The organism is Microcoleus sp. MON1_C1 (assembly GCF_036701945.1).
In the GTDB taxonomy this organism is placed as follows: Bacteria; Cyanobacteriota; Cyanobacteriia; order Cyanobacteriales; family Microcoleaceae; genus Microcoleus.
Genome location: NZ_JAUBRO010000043.1, coordinates 1 through 15,231 on the forward strand (window position 1 = coordinate 1; position 15,231 = coordinate 15,231).

At 46.4% G+C, this 15,231-nt stretch carries 15 protein-coding genes; 4 read left to right on the forward strand and 11 right to left on the reverse strand.

The features are described from left to right. Nucleotides 1-405 precede the first annotated feature (405 nt). Nucleotides 406-600: a hypothetical protein gene (locus QUA62_RS21850; protein WP_333406645.1), complete on the reverse strand. Its 195-nt coding sequence runs from the start codon at nucleotides 598-600 to the stop codon at nucleotides 406-408. A gap of 297 nt (nucleotides 601-897) precedes the next feature. Between QUA62_RS21850 and QUA62_RS21855 the strand changes: the two genes are divergently transcribed. Further along, nucleotides 898-1,320: a DUF2809 domain-containing protein gene (locus QUA62_RS21855; RefSeq protein ID WP_333406647.1), complete on the forward strand. Its 423-nt coding sequence runs from the start codon at nucleotides 898-900 to the stop codon at nucleotides 1,318-1,320. 170 nt (nucleotides 1,321-1,490) lie between these two features. Here the strand turns inward: QUA62_RS21855 and QUA62_RS21860 are convergent, their stop codons facing one another. From QUA62_RS21860 to QUA62_RS21870, 3 genes are all read right to left on the reverse strand, one after another. After that, nucleotides 1,491-1,919 (reverse strand): DUF202 domain-containing protein, encoded by a 429-nt coding sequence (locus QUA62_RS21860; RefSeq protein WP_190662718.1) that lies wholly within the window; start codon nucleotides 1,917-1,919, stop codon nucleotides 1,491-1,493. Between the two features lie 217 nt (nucleotides 1,920-2,136). Then, nucleotides 2,137-3,552, reverse strand: coding sequence for an LCP family protein (locus tag QUA62_RS21865; protein ID WP_333406649.1), 1,416 nt, complete (start codon nucleotides 3,550-3,552; stop codon nucleotides 2,137-2,139). 104 nt (nucleotides 3,553-3,656) lie between these two features. Continuing rightward, nucleotides 3,657-4,031 carry a hypothetical protein gene (locus tag QUA62_RS21870; RefSeq protein WP_190734789.1) on the reverse strand — a complete coding sequence of 125 codons (375 nt, stop codon included), beginning with the start codon at nucleotides 4,029-4,031 and terminating at the stop codon, nucleotides 3,657-3,659. A gap of 243 nt (nucleotides 4,032-4,274) precedes the next feature. On the opposite strand from QUA62_RS21870, the gene rpe reads away from it, so the two are divergent. Further along, nucleotides 4,275-4,976, forward strand: a complete 702-nt coding sequence (gene rpe / locus QUA62_RS21875) for a ribulose-phosphate 3-epimerase (protein WP_006632078.1) — start codon at nucleotides 4,275-4,277, stop codon at nucleotides 4,974-4,976. 96 nt (nucleotides 4,977-5,072) lie between these two features. Here rpe and QUA62_RS21880 read toward each other — a convergent pair whose 3' ends face one another. The 5 genes from QUA62_RS21880 to QUA62_RS21900 all read right to left on the reverse strand — a co-directional run bounded on the left by QUA62_RS21880 (nucleotide 5,073) and on the right by QUA62_RS21900 (nucleotide 8,192). Further along, nucleotides 5,073-5,855: a DsbA family protein gene (locus tag QUA62_RS21880; protein ID WP_190662721.1), complete on the reverse strand. Its 783-nt coding sequence runs from the start codon at nucleotides 5,853-5,855 to the stop codon at nucleotides 5,073-5,075. 419 nt (nucleotides 5,856-6,274) lie between these two features. After that, nucleotides 6,275-6,787 carry a hypothetical protein gene (locus QUA62_RS21885; RefSeq protein ID WP_333406653.1) on the reverse strand — a complete coding sequence of 171 codons (513 nt, stop codon included), beginning with the start codon at nucleotides 6,785-6,787 and terminating at the stop codon, nucleotides 6,275-6,277. Between the two features lie 116 nt (nucleotides 6,788-6,903). Further along, nucleotides 6,904-7,347: a hypothetical protein gene (locus QUA62_RS21890; protein WP_333406655.1), complete on the reverse strand. Its 444-nt coding sequence runs from the start codon at nucleotides 7,345-7,347 to the stop codon at nucleotides 6,904-6,906. 77 nt (nucleotides 7,348-7,424) lie between these two features. Beyond that, nucleotides 7,425-7,607: a CsbD family protein gene (locus QUA62_RS21895; RefSeq protein WP_006632074.1), complete on the reverse strand. Its 183-nt coding sequence runs from the start codon at nucleotides 7,605-7,607 to the stop codon at nucleotides 7,425-7,427. A gap of 378 nt (nucleotides 7,608-7,985) precedes the next feature. Continuing rightward, nucleotides 7,986-8,192: a hypothetical protein gene (locus QUA62_RS21900; RefSeq protein WP_333406657.1), complete on the reverse strand. Its 207-nt coding sequence runs from the start codon at nucleotides 8,190-8,192 to the stop codon at nucleotides 7,986-7,988. A gap of 553 nt (nucleotides 8,193-8,745) precedes the next feature. Here QUA62_RS21900 and urtA point away from each other — a divergent pair. Next, nucleotides 8,746-11,673, forward strand: a complete 2,928-nt coding sequence (gene urtA / locus QUA62_RS21905; protein WP_333406659.1) for an urea ABC transporter substrate-binding protein — start codon at nucleotides 8,746-8,748, stop codon at nucleotides 11,671-11,673. A 91-nt stretch (nucleotides 11,674-11,764) separates the two neighbouring features. Here urtA and QUA62_RS21910 read toward each other — a convergent pair whose 3' ends face one another. Next, the gene (locus tag QUA62_RS21910; protein ID WP_333406661.1) at nucleotides 11,765-12,247 is read right to left on the reverse strand and encodes a hypothetical protein; all 483 of its coding nucleotides are present in this window, start codon (nucleotides 12,245-12,247) and stop codon (nucleotides 11,765-11,767) included. 180 nt (nucleotides 12,248-12,427) lie between these two features. Here QUA62_RS21910 and uvrB point away from each other — a divergent pair, with 180 nt between their 5' ends. Next, nucleotides 12,428-14,440: an excinuclease ABC subunit UvrB gene (gene uvrB, locus QUA62_RS21915; protein ID WP_333406663.1), complete on the forward strand. Its 2,013-nt coding sequence runs from the start codon at nucleotides 12,428-12,430 to the stop codon at nucleotides 14,438-14,440. Nucleotides 14,441-14,764: 324 nt separating this feature from the next. Here the strand turns inward: uvrB and QUA62_RS21920 are convergent, their stop codons facing one another. Next, entirely contained in the window at nucleotides 14,765-15,133 is a 369-nt protein-coding gene (locus tag QUA62_RS21920) for a hypothetical protein (protein ID WP_333406664.1), read from the reverse strand. Nucleotides 15,134-15,231 lie beyond the last annotated feature (98 nt).

The following is a 15,231-nucleotide window of genomic DNA, read 5'->3' on the forward strand; positions in this document are numbered from 1 at the left end:
GGAAGCTCTCTCTAAATTCACCAGAATTTCTACTCAGCTAACGCTGAGTAAATTTGTGCTTAGTCTAAACTCCAATTAGATGCTCTGGATAATAAATCTGCGCTTGAAGATTGGCTTGAACATACATTTAATTTAAGCTGTTCAGTATATGATGAACTCTCTAATGATCCTCCCAGAGATGAGCAAACTATACTAAGAGACAAACAAAGATTTGAAAAAATTTCACTCAGATTTCATGGCCGAGCTATCTACCGCGAAGTAGCTACAGACCGATATTGGTATGTAGATAATTTACATTCCGGGAAATCCGCTCACTTAGAAGTGTTTGATAAAGCTAAATCTCATGTTGGAGAAGCTGATATAGAAGGCAACATTGATGAGTGTAAACGAGATCACAAGAAACTATTAGACATTAATTGAATCGCCAGACCCGATGACCCAACACCCCCGCAATGAAACTATTTGCCCCGCCACACTTCCCACAGCGCCGGTGGCTGCCGAAATAAAATTAATGTCGTCGGCTTTGACTTCTACCAAATTCAACCCAACCCAAGCAATCATGCCGGTCATGCCGAGGGTGCCGAGGTAAACCGAAAGCAAAAATTTAGCCGTAGCGAGAATACTTTGCTATTGGGACTTAAACAAATTATGGGCTAAAATCGGCTGGTATTCCACTATGGGAAAGGGATTTGGATCGGGGTAAATGAGGTTCAAACCTAGTCGCAGGAAGGAAAAAGACGAAGAGACCTTAATTTGCCTTTACGACTGGCTTTGAGGCTATTTTCAAGATAACTTTTGTCTAAGTCCCCCTATTGCATTTTCCTTCTTCCTTGTGCTAGTAGAATCCATACTACAGCAAAAGCGTTAAAGTGAACAAAAAAACCTGTCTCAAATTTAATGGCTGCCCCAATTTCTCCCGATCGCCGTTTTTTAAAATATCGAATTGCCCTGCTCATCAGTATAATCGTGATTATCCCTTTAGGTTACATAGTGAGATTTTCTCGTGGCCCTGCACCGGAATGGTTCAACGACTCTTTTGGGAGCATAGCTTATGAGGTATTTTGGATTTTGCTGGTAGTTCTGATCTTGCCGCGATTTTCGCAAATTAGGGCGGCTGTAGCTGTGTGTCTAGCTACCTGCGGACTAGAGTTTCTCCAACTGTGGACACCTCCGTTTTTACAAGCAATGCGAGCTACTTTACCCGGAAGGCTGATTTTGGGAAATCACTTTACTTGGTCAGATTTTATCTCTTATTTTGTGGGGAGTTTTTTAGGTTGGTTGTGGGTGCGATGGCTTCATTTCACTTGTTTCCGCTTGTAAGTTGTACTGCATTTAAATTGTATATTTCCCTGACCAGAGTCAAAAGGGTCACATCCTCTCCCCATCGGACTCTATCCCCATCTCTCGAACGCCATAGACAATCTAGATGCACAAAAGCTTAATGATATGGTTGCGATTATTTTCACCCAATTCTAAGCGATCTGGTTAACTTAGAATTGAGAATTTTTAGGAGTTGAAGTGGGAGCTATATTTCCGCGATCGCGCCATAGCAACAACGGAATGCTTAACGTTCCTAAAATCATCACAGTTCCAGTCAATATCCAAACTAGCACACGATTTGGGCGATAATCACCTCGCTCAATTTGCCAGAATACTCGATTATAACGCCATGCTGCTAAGGCAATCACCGCAATCCCCAAAACGACCAGACTTAGCCCTAAAGTTTCGGAGTTGAAGAAGGGAGGGGAGGAAACTTCTTGCTGAGTCACTGTAGCTTGAAATTGGCGGAGAAATAAACTGAACCGACTGATCGCAAACCCAAAACCAATTAAAGCGAGTGAAGTTCGTAGCCATGCAAGAAACGTGCGTTCATTTGCCTGATGTTCCCGCTGTCGGTCTATTTTAGCACCCTTGTTCATCAACGCTACCTTTATAAAATATCTTAAGCTTTCCCTCGTTGATTATTGTTTCAGTTGAGATTGCGGAGGGAAGTATCGCTATTGCGATCGTGATTCATCACCAAAAAATATAGTATCAGTAAATCGACAAAAAAGCGATCGCCTCCATCTCTACCAACAGAAAATAAGAGGACACAGCATTGCTGTGTCCCTACAAATACCCCAGTTATAATCCAGTTTAAAAAGACTTAGCCGCACCGCCGGACTGATCCTTTTTCTCCAACCAATCCTGACCCAATCTGATTGTCACATCCGACTGCAAAGAACCGGTACTCTCAACCAACACATCTCCAAAACCCAAAAACTGGCGAATTGCTTGAGCACCTTTAATATCGCCCTGTTGAGCTACTAGAGTAGTTACCTCCAGCGGTTCGGGCCAAGCTTTATAAACCTGAACATTCCGATAACCGGCTTGAGTCAAATTATTGACAAAAGCTTCAACAGCCGATGGATCTCCGGTAGCATCTTGAATCGCCACCTTCAGAAAAGTCGAATCAGCATTCTCAATTTGCCAAGTATTTTGGCCGAAGTCAAAATGTTCTGCCACCAGAGTTTCGATGCCATATTGGTCTGGCAACCAAAAACTTGACTTGTAGTCCTTAGAATCGCTAAATTTACCGGGAACCATCAACATCTGCACGCCAGCGCGATCGGTTTGAGTAGCAAAACCAGCCAAAGCCACCAATTCTTCTATACTCAAATTCGTGTCAAGGTGAGATTGAATCACCGACAAAATCTTCGGTAGTCGAGACAGCAAACCTACATTAACTTCCTGTTCCACAAAAGCCCGCATCAACAATTGTTGGCGCTGCACCCGCCCGATATCGCCCAAATCGTCGTGCCGGTAAAGCAAATATTGCACGATTTGTTCGCCGTTTAGTTTCTGCTTGCCCGCCTTTAAATCTATATATAAATGCTGGCTTTCATCGGTATACTTCATGTCTTTAGGGACATTAATAGTAATGCCACCAAGGGCATCTACCAAACTTTTTATGCCATGAATATTAACTGTGACATAGCGGTCAATTCCCACACCGCCCAGGAGTCCGCTGACTGACTTCGCTGACGAAGCCGGGCCACCGTAGTAATTAGCTTCGTTGATTTTCACCTCGCCCCTGCCTTCAACATAGGTACGGGTGTCTCGCGGAATGGAAAGCACGCTTAACTTTTTATTTTGAGGGTCAAACCTAACCAACAGCATGGTATCGGTTAACCCCTTAAATGAGTTTTCCCAAACCTCGTATCCGACTTGTTTGTTGGCACTTCCTTCGATGTCAGAGGTCAGAACTTTAAGTCCTAAAACTAAAATATTAACTGGGCGAGTCAGCTCGGGCATCTTCATGCTGAGCTTTGCCATGTCGCCTTGAGAAAACACCGCCGCTTCTTCAGGGCTCAACTTTTGTTGCTGAAGCGGCGTTGTAGAAAGGGAGACGGCTAGCAAGGCTCCGGCTGTGGCTGAGAGCATGGCTACTCCAGCCAAACCAAAACCAAAACCCAGCCAGCGGCCTCGATGGGGCTGGGGAGATTTTTTGGTTGCAGGTTGAGCAGTTGATTGTTGGATAGGGTCTTGATTAGGAATTTTTTGAGCTGGCACTGGCTTCCTCACACACAACAAAAATAAAAAAGATAATGGCAATATGTAGTATCAAGCTGAAGACGCAATCAATCAATAGGGTAGGAGCTTAAAATAACCCTAAATTATGATAAATGTTTGCCTACTACTTGCTCGGCTACGCGACTAATTCCGGGCAACCATAGTGGTTGACGCTTCCAGAGGCGAATCATCAGCCCCAGAGCAACGATGAAATAGCTGGTTGTTAGCAGGCTACTCATTAATAACATGGGAAGTGTCGGAGATTCCGCAGAAATCGCTCCAGCTTCTAAAAGAATATGTCCTAAGAGCCAACTAAAAGCAAGGGCAATTGCCAAGCGGCTGACGGCTTTGCGTTCGGGACTACCCTGACGGCGGTAAAGAGTCCACAGGGCGGGGAAAAAGCCGATGACTGGGATCATTAATACAAACAGACTGGCACGATCGAGTTCAGGATTTTCTAAGGGATCTGTTCTTTTCATAATTCGGTACTCAAAATTGGCAGAAGGTCAGATTTTGCACAAAAGTTATTTGTTAGAGGGAAAATTTATATCCTAAACCAAAATTCGGAGACCTGGGGTGGTGCGATCGCCAAACTTGTCTGTCAGAGGCAAAATTTTTCTGCCCTCCCAATCTCGCGACCGATCGTTGGCAACTTTTCGACCCGGAGACCCGTATTTTGATAAACTGGATACAGCACAGCAGTCAGGAGAACAGACTTAGCCATGACCCAATCCCAAAAACCCATCGTTATTGCTCCATCCATATTATCAGCCGATTTTAGCCGTCTTGGAGAAGAGATTCAGGCTGTCGATCGAGCTGGGGCTGACTGGATTCACGTAGATGTGATGGACGGTCGCTTTGTTCCTAATATTACTATCGGGCCGCTGATTGTTGAGGCAATTCGCCCTGTTACTACCAAGGTGATCGATGTCCACTTGATGATTGTGGAGCCCGAGAAGTACGTCGAGGACTTCGCTAAGGCTGGTGCTGACATTATTTCGGTTCACGCGGAACACAATGCTTCGCCTCACTTGCACCGCACCCTCGGCCAAATTCGGGAATTGGGCAAAATGGCTGGTGTGGTTCTGAATCCTTCGACGCCGCTGGAGTTGATCGAGTACGTGCTGGAACTTTGCGATTTGGTGCTGATTATGAGCGTCAATCCGGGCTTTGGCGGTCAAAGTTTTATCCCGGCTGTTTTGCCGAAAATTCGCCAGTTGCGTAAAATGTGCGACGACAAGGGCCTCGATCCTTGGATTGAGGTAGATGGCGGTTTGAAGGGGAACAATACTTGGCAGGTTCTGGAAGCAGGCGCAAATGCGATCGTCGCTGGTTCTGCTGTGTTTAAGGCGAATGATTACGCAGCCGCGATCGAGGGTATCCGCCACAGCAAGCGTCCGACTCCTGAGTTGGCTGCGGTTTAATCAAAGATTTTTCGAGTTTTTCTGGTTTTTCTCGTTCCCAGCCTGCTTTGGCTGGGAACGATTTTTTAGACTCAGTTTCCAAGAGTCATGAATTACTTATTTGGAGACAGAGGCGAGAATGCTTTCCATCTCAGAAAGCTCGATCGCGCCGGAGAAAGTTTGGCCGTTCATAATAAAAAATGGAGTGCCTTCAATGCCCAGTTGTTGAGCGAGTTGCACGTCTTTCCCAATGGCGGCTTCGGCAGCGGGGCTGTTGCGATCGGTGTTAAATTTATCTAATTTTAGATTGAGCTTTTGGGCGATCGATCCGTACAATGGCTCGCCTAACTCTTTCTGCCCTTCAAACAAAGCGCTGTAATATTCCCAGAATTTGCCCTGCTGTTGGGCAGCCCAAGCTGCTTTAGCTGCTGGCAGCGCTTGAGGGTGAATTGAAGTCAAGGGAAAATGCTTGTAAGCTAAAGTAACTTTGTCCTGGTGTTTTGCCATAAACTGCTTGACAGTATCGTGAGCGCGCGCGCAAAACGGACATTGAAAGTCAGAGAATTCTAAAAGTACAATTTGCTGGGAAGCTGAGCCGGTGCTGGGAGAATCCCCGATCGCAGATTTGGGATTAGTTTTCATCTCCTGCAAAAATGACTGCTGCGCTGCTTTAAGAGACTGCTGCTGCTGTTGCTGGTACGCTTGTACCGACTCTATAATTGCTTGCGGGTTTTCGCGGATAATCTGCAATACTTGCTCTTTCAACTTGGGATCGGCTGAATTGCCAGCCGCTGACTGCGCGGGGGAACAACCGATAAATACCAGGCAACTTGCCAGGAGTACAGCCAAGCAGAAAGCTTGCTGGCTGCGGAGTTTTCGCCAAATAGTGGATACGTTCATCTTTTTTTCTGATTCACGGCAACACTTAATCCTACATTTAATTTTGCGGAGTGTCAGGTATACCGCAGTTTACTGTTGTGCAGCTATTTTTAGCTTTGAGCAATAATTAATAATTCGTAATCGGTAATTGGCAAGGTTTTTTACTTACCCGAACAGCTACCACCCCAATAATTAAGATTTAAACAATCGGGATTTAGTATTATAATATTATGTTACGTTGAACGACCGCCATCAAAGATGCTGGTAGTGAGGACTAAAGTTTGAGTGAGTTTTATGATGACTAAAATCCTCCCTAAAAACGCGATCGCAGTTATTTTACTACAAGACTAAATATAAAAGATAAAAGGGCGATCGCCAGAGCGATCGTCCTTTTATATACTGCACGTATTATCAGCTTTTAAACTGGTCTGAATCCGAGACTATTTGCGGTTGTTGAGCCATTTAGCCGCAACTATTCCCAAAATACCCGCAACAACTGGATTGCCCAAAAACTTCATCAAACTCGGCTGTTCGGCCAGCACTTCTTGGAAAATATCCGGATGATTGTGATAGGTAAACGAGGCCAGCTTGGTAACATCGTCAGCATTCATGCGGCTGGCGTGGTGGGTAGAAAGTCCTAGCTGCTTTTCCAATTTGCGATCGTCCAATCCTCTCTTCCCCAAATGCTTGAAGAATTCCCGCGCTACCTCGTCGCGTTCGTTTGGCTTAATTTGGGCGATCGCCTTTTGCAATTCCGGTTCCAACTGAGCCGGCGGGAGGGAGTCGTGATTCAGAGAACGCCCGAATAATTGTTTGCGCTGAGCGGGGGAAGTTCTCTGAGCAAAATCGTCAAAGTTTTCGTAATCTTCACCCGTTGTCTCGGGCATCATTTCTCGATCTCCCTGGGCCAAATCTTTCATGATTTGACTCTTGTAATTATCGCTGCTACTCATGGTAAATCTTTTCCACTCTAGACAACAGTTTTGTCTTTATTTGATATTGTTTCGCCTTCAAAAAACTGCGGAATATTAAACCGTCGCGCGGCTTTAATTTAAGCTTTCTAACCAGGTCAAGACTTGTATTCAATTTGATTTGATTGCTGGTCGTACTTAGCCGTCAAAATCAGTTTTTTGTCAGGAGCGTAAACCAAAACACTTACATCCTGATTTGGGAAATTGCGGTGAAAACCTTGTGCTAAAGATTTCGCCAAATCTTTCACTTCAGTGGGGCGAACTTGCGGGGTAATTACAACTCCCAATTTGTTATTGTCGCGCACGTAAGCATCCTGAACCAGGCCCTGAGCCGTCAATGTTACCCATTTACCAAAATCTTGACCTGCGGCGGTGTTACCACGTTCTAGCTGCGCGTAATAACCCTGACTGTCGCCAATTGCTACAGGTACATCACTCGGTTTTTGGGTTGAAACGCTGGGCGCGCAGGCAGTCGTAACAGCCAGCATTAAAACCAAGACTAAGCCCGCAATTATTTTGCGACTATGCTGCAATAAACTCACCTTTTTTCCTCCGTTCAGAAAACATTTGGCATAATTGAAAGGGTCAGGTTGCTCGACCCTCTCAATTAGTATTAGGCTTAGTCTAGTTTCTTTTTGAGCTCATCTTTTACATCTTCGATCGCATGACCAGCTTCAGCTTTTGCTTGCTTGGCTTTGCCTTCTGCTTTATCCTTCGGGTCGCCAGTAACATTGCCTAGGGCTTCTTGAGCAGCGCCTGCGATGTTGTTGCCAGTTGCCTTTGCTCTATCTTCAGTGCTCATGGGTTTCTCCCTATCTTTATCTAATCAGACATTTTTTACTTAATAAACTCATCATAGGTAACTAAGAGCTGCGTTGCACTCTACCTCTAGGAAGAAACAATGAAGAAAAAACGAAGAGGGAACATGGAAGATGGAAAAATAATTTTTCAATTTTAGAGGGACTGCCACTTTCATACTTACCGGCTTTTTTTACCGTTTCTGCTGGCTGCAATCAAGTATTTTTGTAAAAAACTGCTGGATGGTCGCCCGTGCGTCCAAGACTATTTTTTTAAACCCAAAATAATTTATAACTTTTAAATTTTATTTAATTCTGCCTTAAAAAAGCGGGTGTGGGCAAGACCGCATCTTACCCACACCAGAAAAAAATTCGTATTAGTTTTAATCTACCTTGTGATGACATTCTTCATCTATTCTGTGCTGAAGTTCTTCTTTCAACTGTTCGACAGCGCGCATAGTTTGAGCATCTTCTTTTTTTTGCTGACCGAGGGCTTTTTCTGTTTCCTCCCCGAGCAATATTTCCCGGGACTTTGGTAGGGTGACTTGATTCTCGCTACCAGTGTGGGTCGCGTTTTCTTCAGTATTCATTACTTTTTCCCTTATTGTTTGCAAAATTTATTTTTAACAAAGGTACTTAGAAGTTAACCTTATGTTTATTATAAGGGAAATCACGAAGATTTCCCTCTGTCTGAAGGGAGATAGGGGATGGTGAAGAGTTTTGAGTTTTATAGTTAAGATAAATTACGGAAACTTCCATTAGCCCCAAAGGAGATAGGGGAAGGGGAATAGTGCGTGAGATTGCTTGGTGAGTCGCAAGGCACGGGCAGTGAATGAGTTGGGGAAATGGGAGGAGGGGGGATAATTTTTCTGCGGCGCGATCGCCATAAGTACCTTTTGTGGTTTGTTTGATGAGGCTGTTTCGAGATCCGTAAAAGATGAAGAGAGAAATAGGCGACAGATTTAGTGCAGACTTAAGTCAGATGTAGAGCAGTTTGACCGTTAAAATCAACACGGTGCCGCAATTGGCAAGTTGTGTGACGCTCGGGTTAAATAATCTGCTAAACAAGACTTAGCCTCAAGGCTAACTTCCTGCCGGAGCGAACTAAAATTTCTGTTATTAGTAAAAAGTATCTAAAACCCTATGGGAGCAAGGAGCAGTAACCCCCTCGAAGCAGCCGGCCCGACTCGTAAGCCGATAAAAATAGGCGTGTTGCATTCGCTGACGGGCACGATGTCCATCAGCGAAATTTCTGTTAAAGATGCGACGCTGTTGGCTGTTGAGGAAATTAATGCGGCGGGAGGGGTGCTCGGACGCCCCTTGGAAGCGGTTATAGAAGATGGAGGCAGCGATTTGCAGACTTTTGCTCAAAAAGCTAAGCAATTGCTCTTAGAAGCGCCGGTGGCGGTGGTATTTGGCTGTTGGACTTCGGCGAGCCGCAAAGCTGTACTGCCTGCTTTCGAGCAGGGCCAAGGGTTGCTGTTCTATCCGGTGCAGTATGAAGGGCTAGAACAGTGTCCGAATATTTTCTACACTGGTGCTGCCCCGAACCAACAGATTGTGCCTGGGGTGAATTACTTGCTGGCACAGGGGAAGCGGAAAATTTTCCTGTTGGGTTCGGACTATCTCTTTCCCCGGACGGCAAATCGGATTGTGAAAGCTCAACTGGCGGCACAGGGGGGAGAGTTGGCGGGGGAAGTGTATCTGCCGCTGGGATCGAGGGAAGTGGGCGAGGCGATCGCACATATCTTAGCAGTGAAACCGGATGCTATTCTCAACACTCTCAACGGGGACAGCAATGTGGCTTTTTTCCTTCATCTGCGGGAAGCTGGCGTAAAACCCGAGGATTTGCCCGTGATGTCGGTCAGCGTAGCAGAAGAAGAAGTGCGGGCGATCGGGCCGTCCAATATTGCTGGACATTTGGTGGTTTGGAACTATTTTCAAACGGTGGATACACCGGAAAATCGTAAATTTGTCAAGGCTTATAAAGCCCGATACGGGGAAAATCGAGTCACCGATGACCCGATCGAAGCGGCTTATTTGGGCGTTTACCTGTGGAAGCAAGCAGTAGAAAAAGCTGGTTCGACAGATGCGGTTAAAGTCAGGGCGGCTGCTAAAAATATTGAGTTTGCAGCGCCCTCGGGCAAGGTAAAAATAGATGCCCAAACTCAGCATATCTGGAAAACAGTGAGGATTGGCAAGGTGAGGGCAGACGGTCAAATTGAGGAGATTTGGAATTCGGGCGCACCGGTGCAGCCAGATCCTTTTCTCAAGGGCTATCCTTGGGCGGCGGCACTTGCTACGAGGGGGATTTCTCTGGGAACTCGGGCGTCTTTGAGCGGGCTGTTTGTCATCTTGGTACTCATAACTTGGATGGCGGTGGGAGTCGGGTGGATGGGTTCTGTGGATATGAAGAACTATTTGCTGGCAATAGAGGCTGCCTCAGATCCGGCGGCGGGGGTTTCTGAGGCAGCAAAGGCGGTGCTGGTGCAGCAAACTCTCTTTGTGGCGAGTCGAACTCAGCACTGGCTGATGGGGGCTTTGGTTTTGAGTTTGATCGCGGGGACAGTGGGTTTTGTGTCGGTGTCGGCAATTATTCGGAATCTCGGCTTGCTGCGGGAAACTGCCGAACAGATGGCGAGCGGTGATTTGACGGCTCGCTCGCCTGTTGTTTCTAATGACGCCATCGGGGTGCTATCTTCTACTCTCAATACCATGGCTCAGCAAATTAACAGTTTGCTCAACGGTTTGGAAGTGCGGCAGCGGCAGCTAGAGGAACGATCGGAGGAATTGGAAGTCGCTAAGAATGCTGCCGAAGCTGCCAACCGGGCGAAAAGCACTTTTTTGGCCAATATGACTCACGAGTTGCGGACGCCCTTGAATGCGATTATTGGGTACAGCGAGCTGCTGCAAGAAGAGGCTCTGGAACTCGGCGAAGAAGAGTTTGTGATGGATTTGGCAAGCATTAATATGGCCGGCAAGCAGTTGCTCACCATTATTAGTGACATCCTGGATATTTCTAAAATTGAAGCAGGAAAGATGACTCTTTTCTTGGAGACTTTTGATGTGTTGAATTTGCTGGAGCAGGTTGTCACTACTGTTCAACCCCAGCTAGCGAAAAATGGCAATACTTTGATTGTCAATTGCGATCGCAATATTGGCACGATATACTCCGATTTGTCAAAGCTGCGGCAAGCGCTGTTGAATTTGGTGACCAATGCTACTAAGTTTACCGATCGAGGCAAAATTACGATTAATGTTTGGAAAGAAGAAGGGGAGGTTTTGCCGATCGGCAATTCCGAAGAACTCTCGGCAGATCCTTCTCGGTGTCAACAGCCTTCGATCGTCTTTCAAGTAACCGATACCGGCATCGGCATGACTGAGGATCAGGTGTCGAGGCTGTTCGGAGCTTTCGCTCAAGCGGACAATTCTACTACCCGCAAATACGGAGGCACCGGTTTGGGGCTGACAATTAGCCGGAAATTTTGCCAGATGATGGGCGGAGACATTACCGTTGAGAGCGAATTTAATTGCGGTTCTAGTTTTACCATCCGGTTGCCGATTGCGGTTACAAGCCCGAAAGAACCGCAGGACGAGCGAGAAATCCCAGAAATTGAGGCCGAGCCTTCCCAGGATTTAGACACGAGTGCAGAAGCGACAGAAGCGAAGCAAAAAGCAGTGGGAGCGCAACCGCTGGATCTGCCCGATGCTGCTACTGTGCTGGTGATTGACGACGATCCGGACGCGCGGGATTTGATGACTCGCTGCTTGTCGAAACAGGGATTTCGGGTGCGATCGTCGGCTAGCGGTCAAGGGGGGCTTCTGTTGGCTAAGGAGTTGCTGCCCGACGCGATTATTCTAGACGTGATGATGCCAAGTATGGACGGCTGGGCGGTGCTGTCGGCGTTGAAAGCCGATCGAGATTTGGTTGATATTCCAGTGATTATGATAACTTTTTTGGACGACCAAAATCAGGGTTGGGAATTGGGAGTGGCGGAGTATGTGAGGAAGCCTGTGGATTACAAGCGCTTTGCTGCTTTATTGAGTAAATATCAGGGTATCGAGAAGTAGTTAGTTGACTGTTGGCAGTGGTTATTAGTTATTAGTTATTAGTTATTGGTAGCAGATGACAACTAACAACTAACAACTAACAACTGACTAATTAATCTAAGAAGCCCATTAATGTTGAGCTATCGTCAATTTCGTTTGAGGCAATTGGTCGATTTCCTCCCATTGTGGAGTAAACTTCATCAATGTGCAGAGTGCTCATGCCAATAGGGCGGGCACCGGACATACTGAACATTTCGCTGACTTGCATGGCGCTGGAGCCGATCGGGCGATTGCCGAGTGTAGCAACCACTTCAAAGTCGCTGGATTCGACCGGGCGATTGCCTACAGTGCCGTAGGTTTCGCTGAGGTGCAGGGTGCTAGTGCCGATCGGGCGGTTCCCCGAAATCGAGACGGTCTCGCTGATGGTAAAATCGTCTGGGCCGACGGGGCGGTTGTCATGCAGGAGTTGCGGGCGATAAAGTTGAATTCCTGTTGCTTTGGCATCCGTGGGTTCTGTCGCTTGGCTTTTGGAACCTGCTTTGCCACGGCGGGCGAGTGCTTTGCCTTTGCCTGTACCTGTGCTCCTCGTATCCATAATTCTTTTCCTCGCTTATTGCTATTGATTGCTGGGTTCGGACAACTGCTTTTCTTGGCTTTCTGCTTTCTATTTGGGCCGATGATTAAAATAATATTACAAAGTCTAACTATTTTCTGAGAGAAATTGCAGAATCTCTGCATTTTTGTTAAGATTTATGGGTAATAGCTACATTTTCCTATGGTAACTGCGGCAGCATCTTTTCAATTGCAAGCGCCCTTCCAGCCCACAGGCGACCAACCGCTAGCGATCGAGCAACTTGTCAAAGGCATCGAAGCGGGCGATCGATTTCAAACCTTACTCGGTGCCACAGGTACGGGCAAAACCTTCTCCATTGCCTCGGTGATTGAAAAAGTCGGCAGACCCACCTTAGTCCTAGCACACAACAAAACCCTGGCAGCTCAACTCTGCAACGAACTGCGAAATTTTTTCCCGAACAATGCAGTCGAATACTTTGTCAGTTATTACGACTACTACCAACCTGAAGCATACATCGCTGTCACCGATACTTTCATTGAGAAAACGGCAGCAATTAACGACGAGATCGATATGTTGCGGCACTCAGCCACGCGATCGCTCTTTGAACGCCGCGACGTAATTGTAGTTGCTTCAATTAGCTGCATCTACGGTTTGGGAATGCCCGCAGAATACCTGAAAGCATCTATCCCTTTGCGAGTAGGAATGCAAGTCAACCAGCGGCAAATTTTGCGCGATTTAGTTAACGTCCAATACAGCCGCAACGACATAGATTTAGGCAGAGGCAAATTTCGCGTCAAAGGCGATGTTTTGGAAATTGGCCCCGCTTACGAAGATAGAATTATTCGCGTCGAATTCTTCGGCGACGAAATCGATGCCATTCGTTACGTTGACCCCGTAACAGGTAAAATCCTGCAAAGTTCAACGGCTTTAAATATCTATCCAGCGCGCCACTTTGTCACAGCCGAAGATAAATTAGAGGCTGCTTGCCAAGGAATAGAACTCGAATTAGAAGACCGACTGGCAGAATTTGAAAAACAAGGTAAACTATTAGAAGCTCAGCGGTTGGAACAGCGCACTCGCTACGATTTGGAAATGCTGCGCGAGGTAGGTTACTGCAACGGAGTCGAAAATTATTCGCGGCATTTAGCAGGGAGAAATGCGGGGGAACCGCCAGAATGTTTGATTGATTATTTCCCGAAAGATTGGATGTTGGTGATAGATGAATCTCACGTCACAGTGCCGCAAATTCGGGGAATGTACAACGGCGATCAAGCGCGCAAAAAAGTATTGATCGAACATGGTTTTCGCTTGCCCAGCGCGGCAGATAACCGGCCTTTAAAAGCAGAGGAATTCTGGGCAAAAGAGAATCAGTGCATCTTTGTTTCTGCTACGCCTGGGGATTGGGAAATGGAAATATCTGAAGGCAGAGTTGCAGAGCAAGTAATTCGCCCTACCGGAGTAATAGATCCGACAATTTTTGTGCGCCCGACGGAAGGACAAATTGATGATTTGTTGGGGGAAATCAAGGAGAGAGTAAGTCGGGACGAGCGAGTTTTGGTGACGACTTTAACGAAGCGGATGGCGGAAGATTTAACCGAATATTTGCAGGAGAGGGCTATTAAAGTCCGGTATTTGCACTCGGAAATCCAGTCGATTCAACGCATCGAAATTATCCAAGATTTGCAGGATGGTAAGTTTGATGTATTGATTGGTGTTAACTTGCTGCGGGAAGGTTTGGATTTGCCGGAAGTTTCGCTGGTGGTAATTTTGGATGCGGATAAAGAGGGGTTTTTGCGATCGGGACGTTCGTTGATTCAAACGATTGGAAGGGCGGCGCGGCACGTTCAGGGACAGGCTATTTTGTACGCGGATAATTTGACGGATAGTATGGTTAAGGCGATCGACGAAACGGATCGACGCCGGGGGATTCAGGTAGCGTACAATAAGATGCACGGGATTACGCCACAGCCGATTGCGAAAAAGCGATCGAGTAATGCGATTTTGGCATTTTTGGATGTGTCGCGCAAGCTGAACTCTCAGCAGTTGGAGGAGGTTTACGAACAGGTAAACGAGTTATCTTTGGATGAGATTCCTCAGTTAATCGGGCGGTTGGAAGCGCAGATGAAGGCGGCGGCTAAGAAGTTGGAGTTTGAGGAGGCGGGTAAATTGCGCGATCGGATTAAGCATTTGCGGGATAAGCTATTGGGACATTAAGTACAATCGAATGAAGGACTCGGCGGTTGAAACCGCTTTGGGGGTGCCAAATCGAATGTACTTCATTTGTCATTCGATTTTGCACCCCCAACTACACAAACAAAACCCGCCTTCGCGGGTTGAAGAATGGGCGGTTGAAATGTTGGGAAACAGTGCGATTGTTCCTTTCGGACTTAGGCATGGGAACCCAGAAACCGGGTTTTTTACGAAAACACTTTGTTCCAGCCCGAAGAATCGGTAGAAAACCCGGTTTCTTCGAGCGAAGTGCGTAAGTCCTGATTTACCTATTTTAGGGATGAATTGGCAGGGCGATCGTACTTTCTATTAGTTGCCTAGTCGGTACGATCCATAATCGCGATCTTGACAATCGGCGTTTGATGAACCATCGTTATCCCAGGCATTTGGCTCCCACTCATATGCACGGACTTTATTTTCCCAAAATTTTACCTTTCCTTGCAGTTCCCGATTTTTCTTCCTCAAGTCGTCTATTTCTTGTTGCAACTCTTGGATAGTTCTGTCCTGTGCTTCTATGTGTTTAAGCAGACTATTGAAAAAGTCTCCGAGCATAGAAAGCGCGAGCGCAATGTTCTCGCTCAGTTGCTTACTCTGAGAACTTCTGACATTACCATCAGTTTGTTGCATTAATGATTGATAGTCGGAGCTATCAAGATCATCAAAGCTATACTTATTCATTAAACTTCTCCTTTTTTTCGCAGCACCACCCATTGAGGTATAGCGCTACGTGTCAAATGTTTCTGAGTTCTGTTTCTGCCACTTCGCCTTTTGGTCGA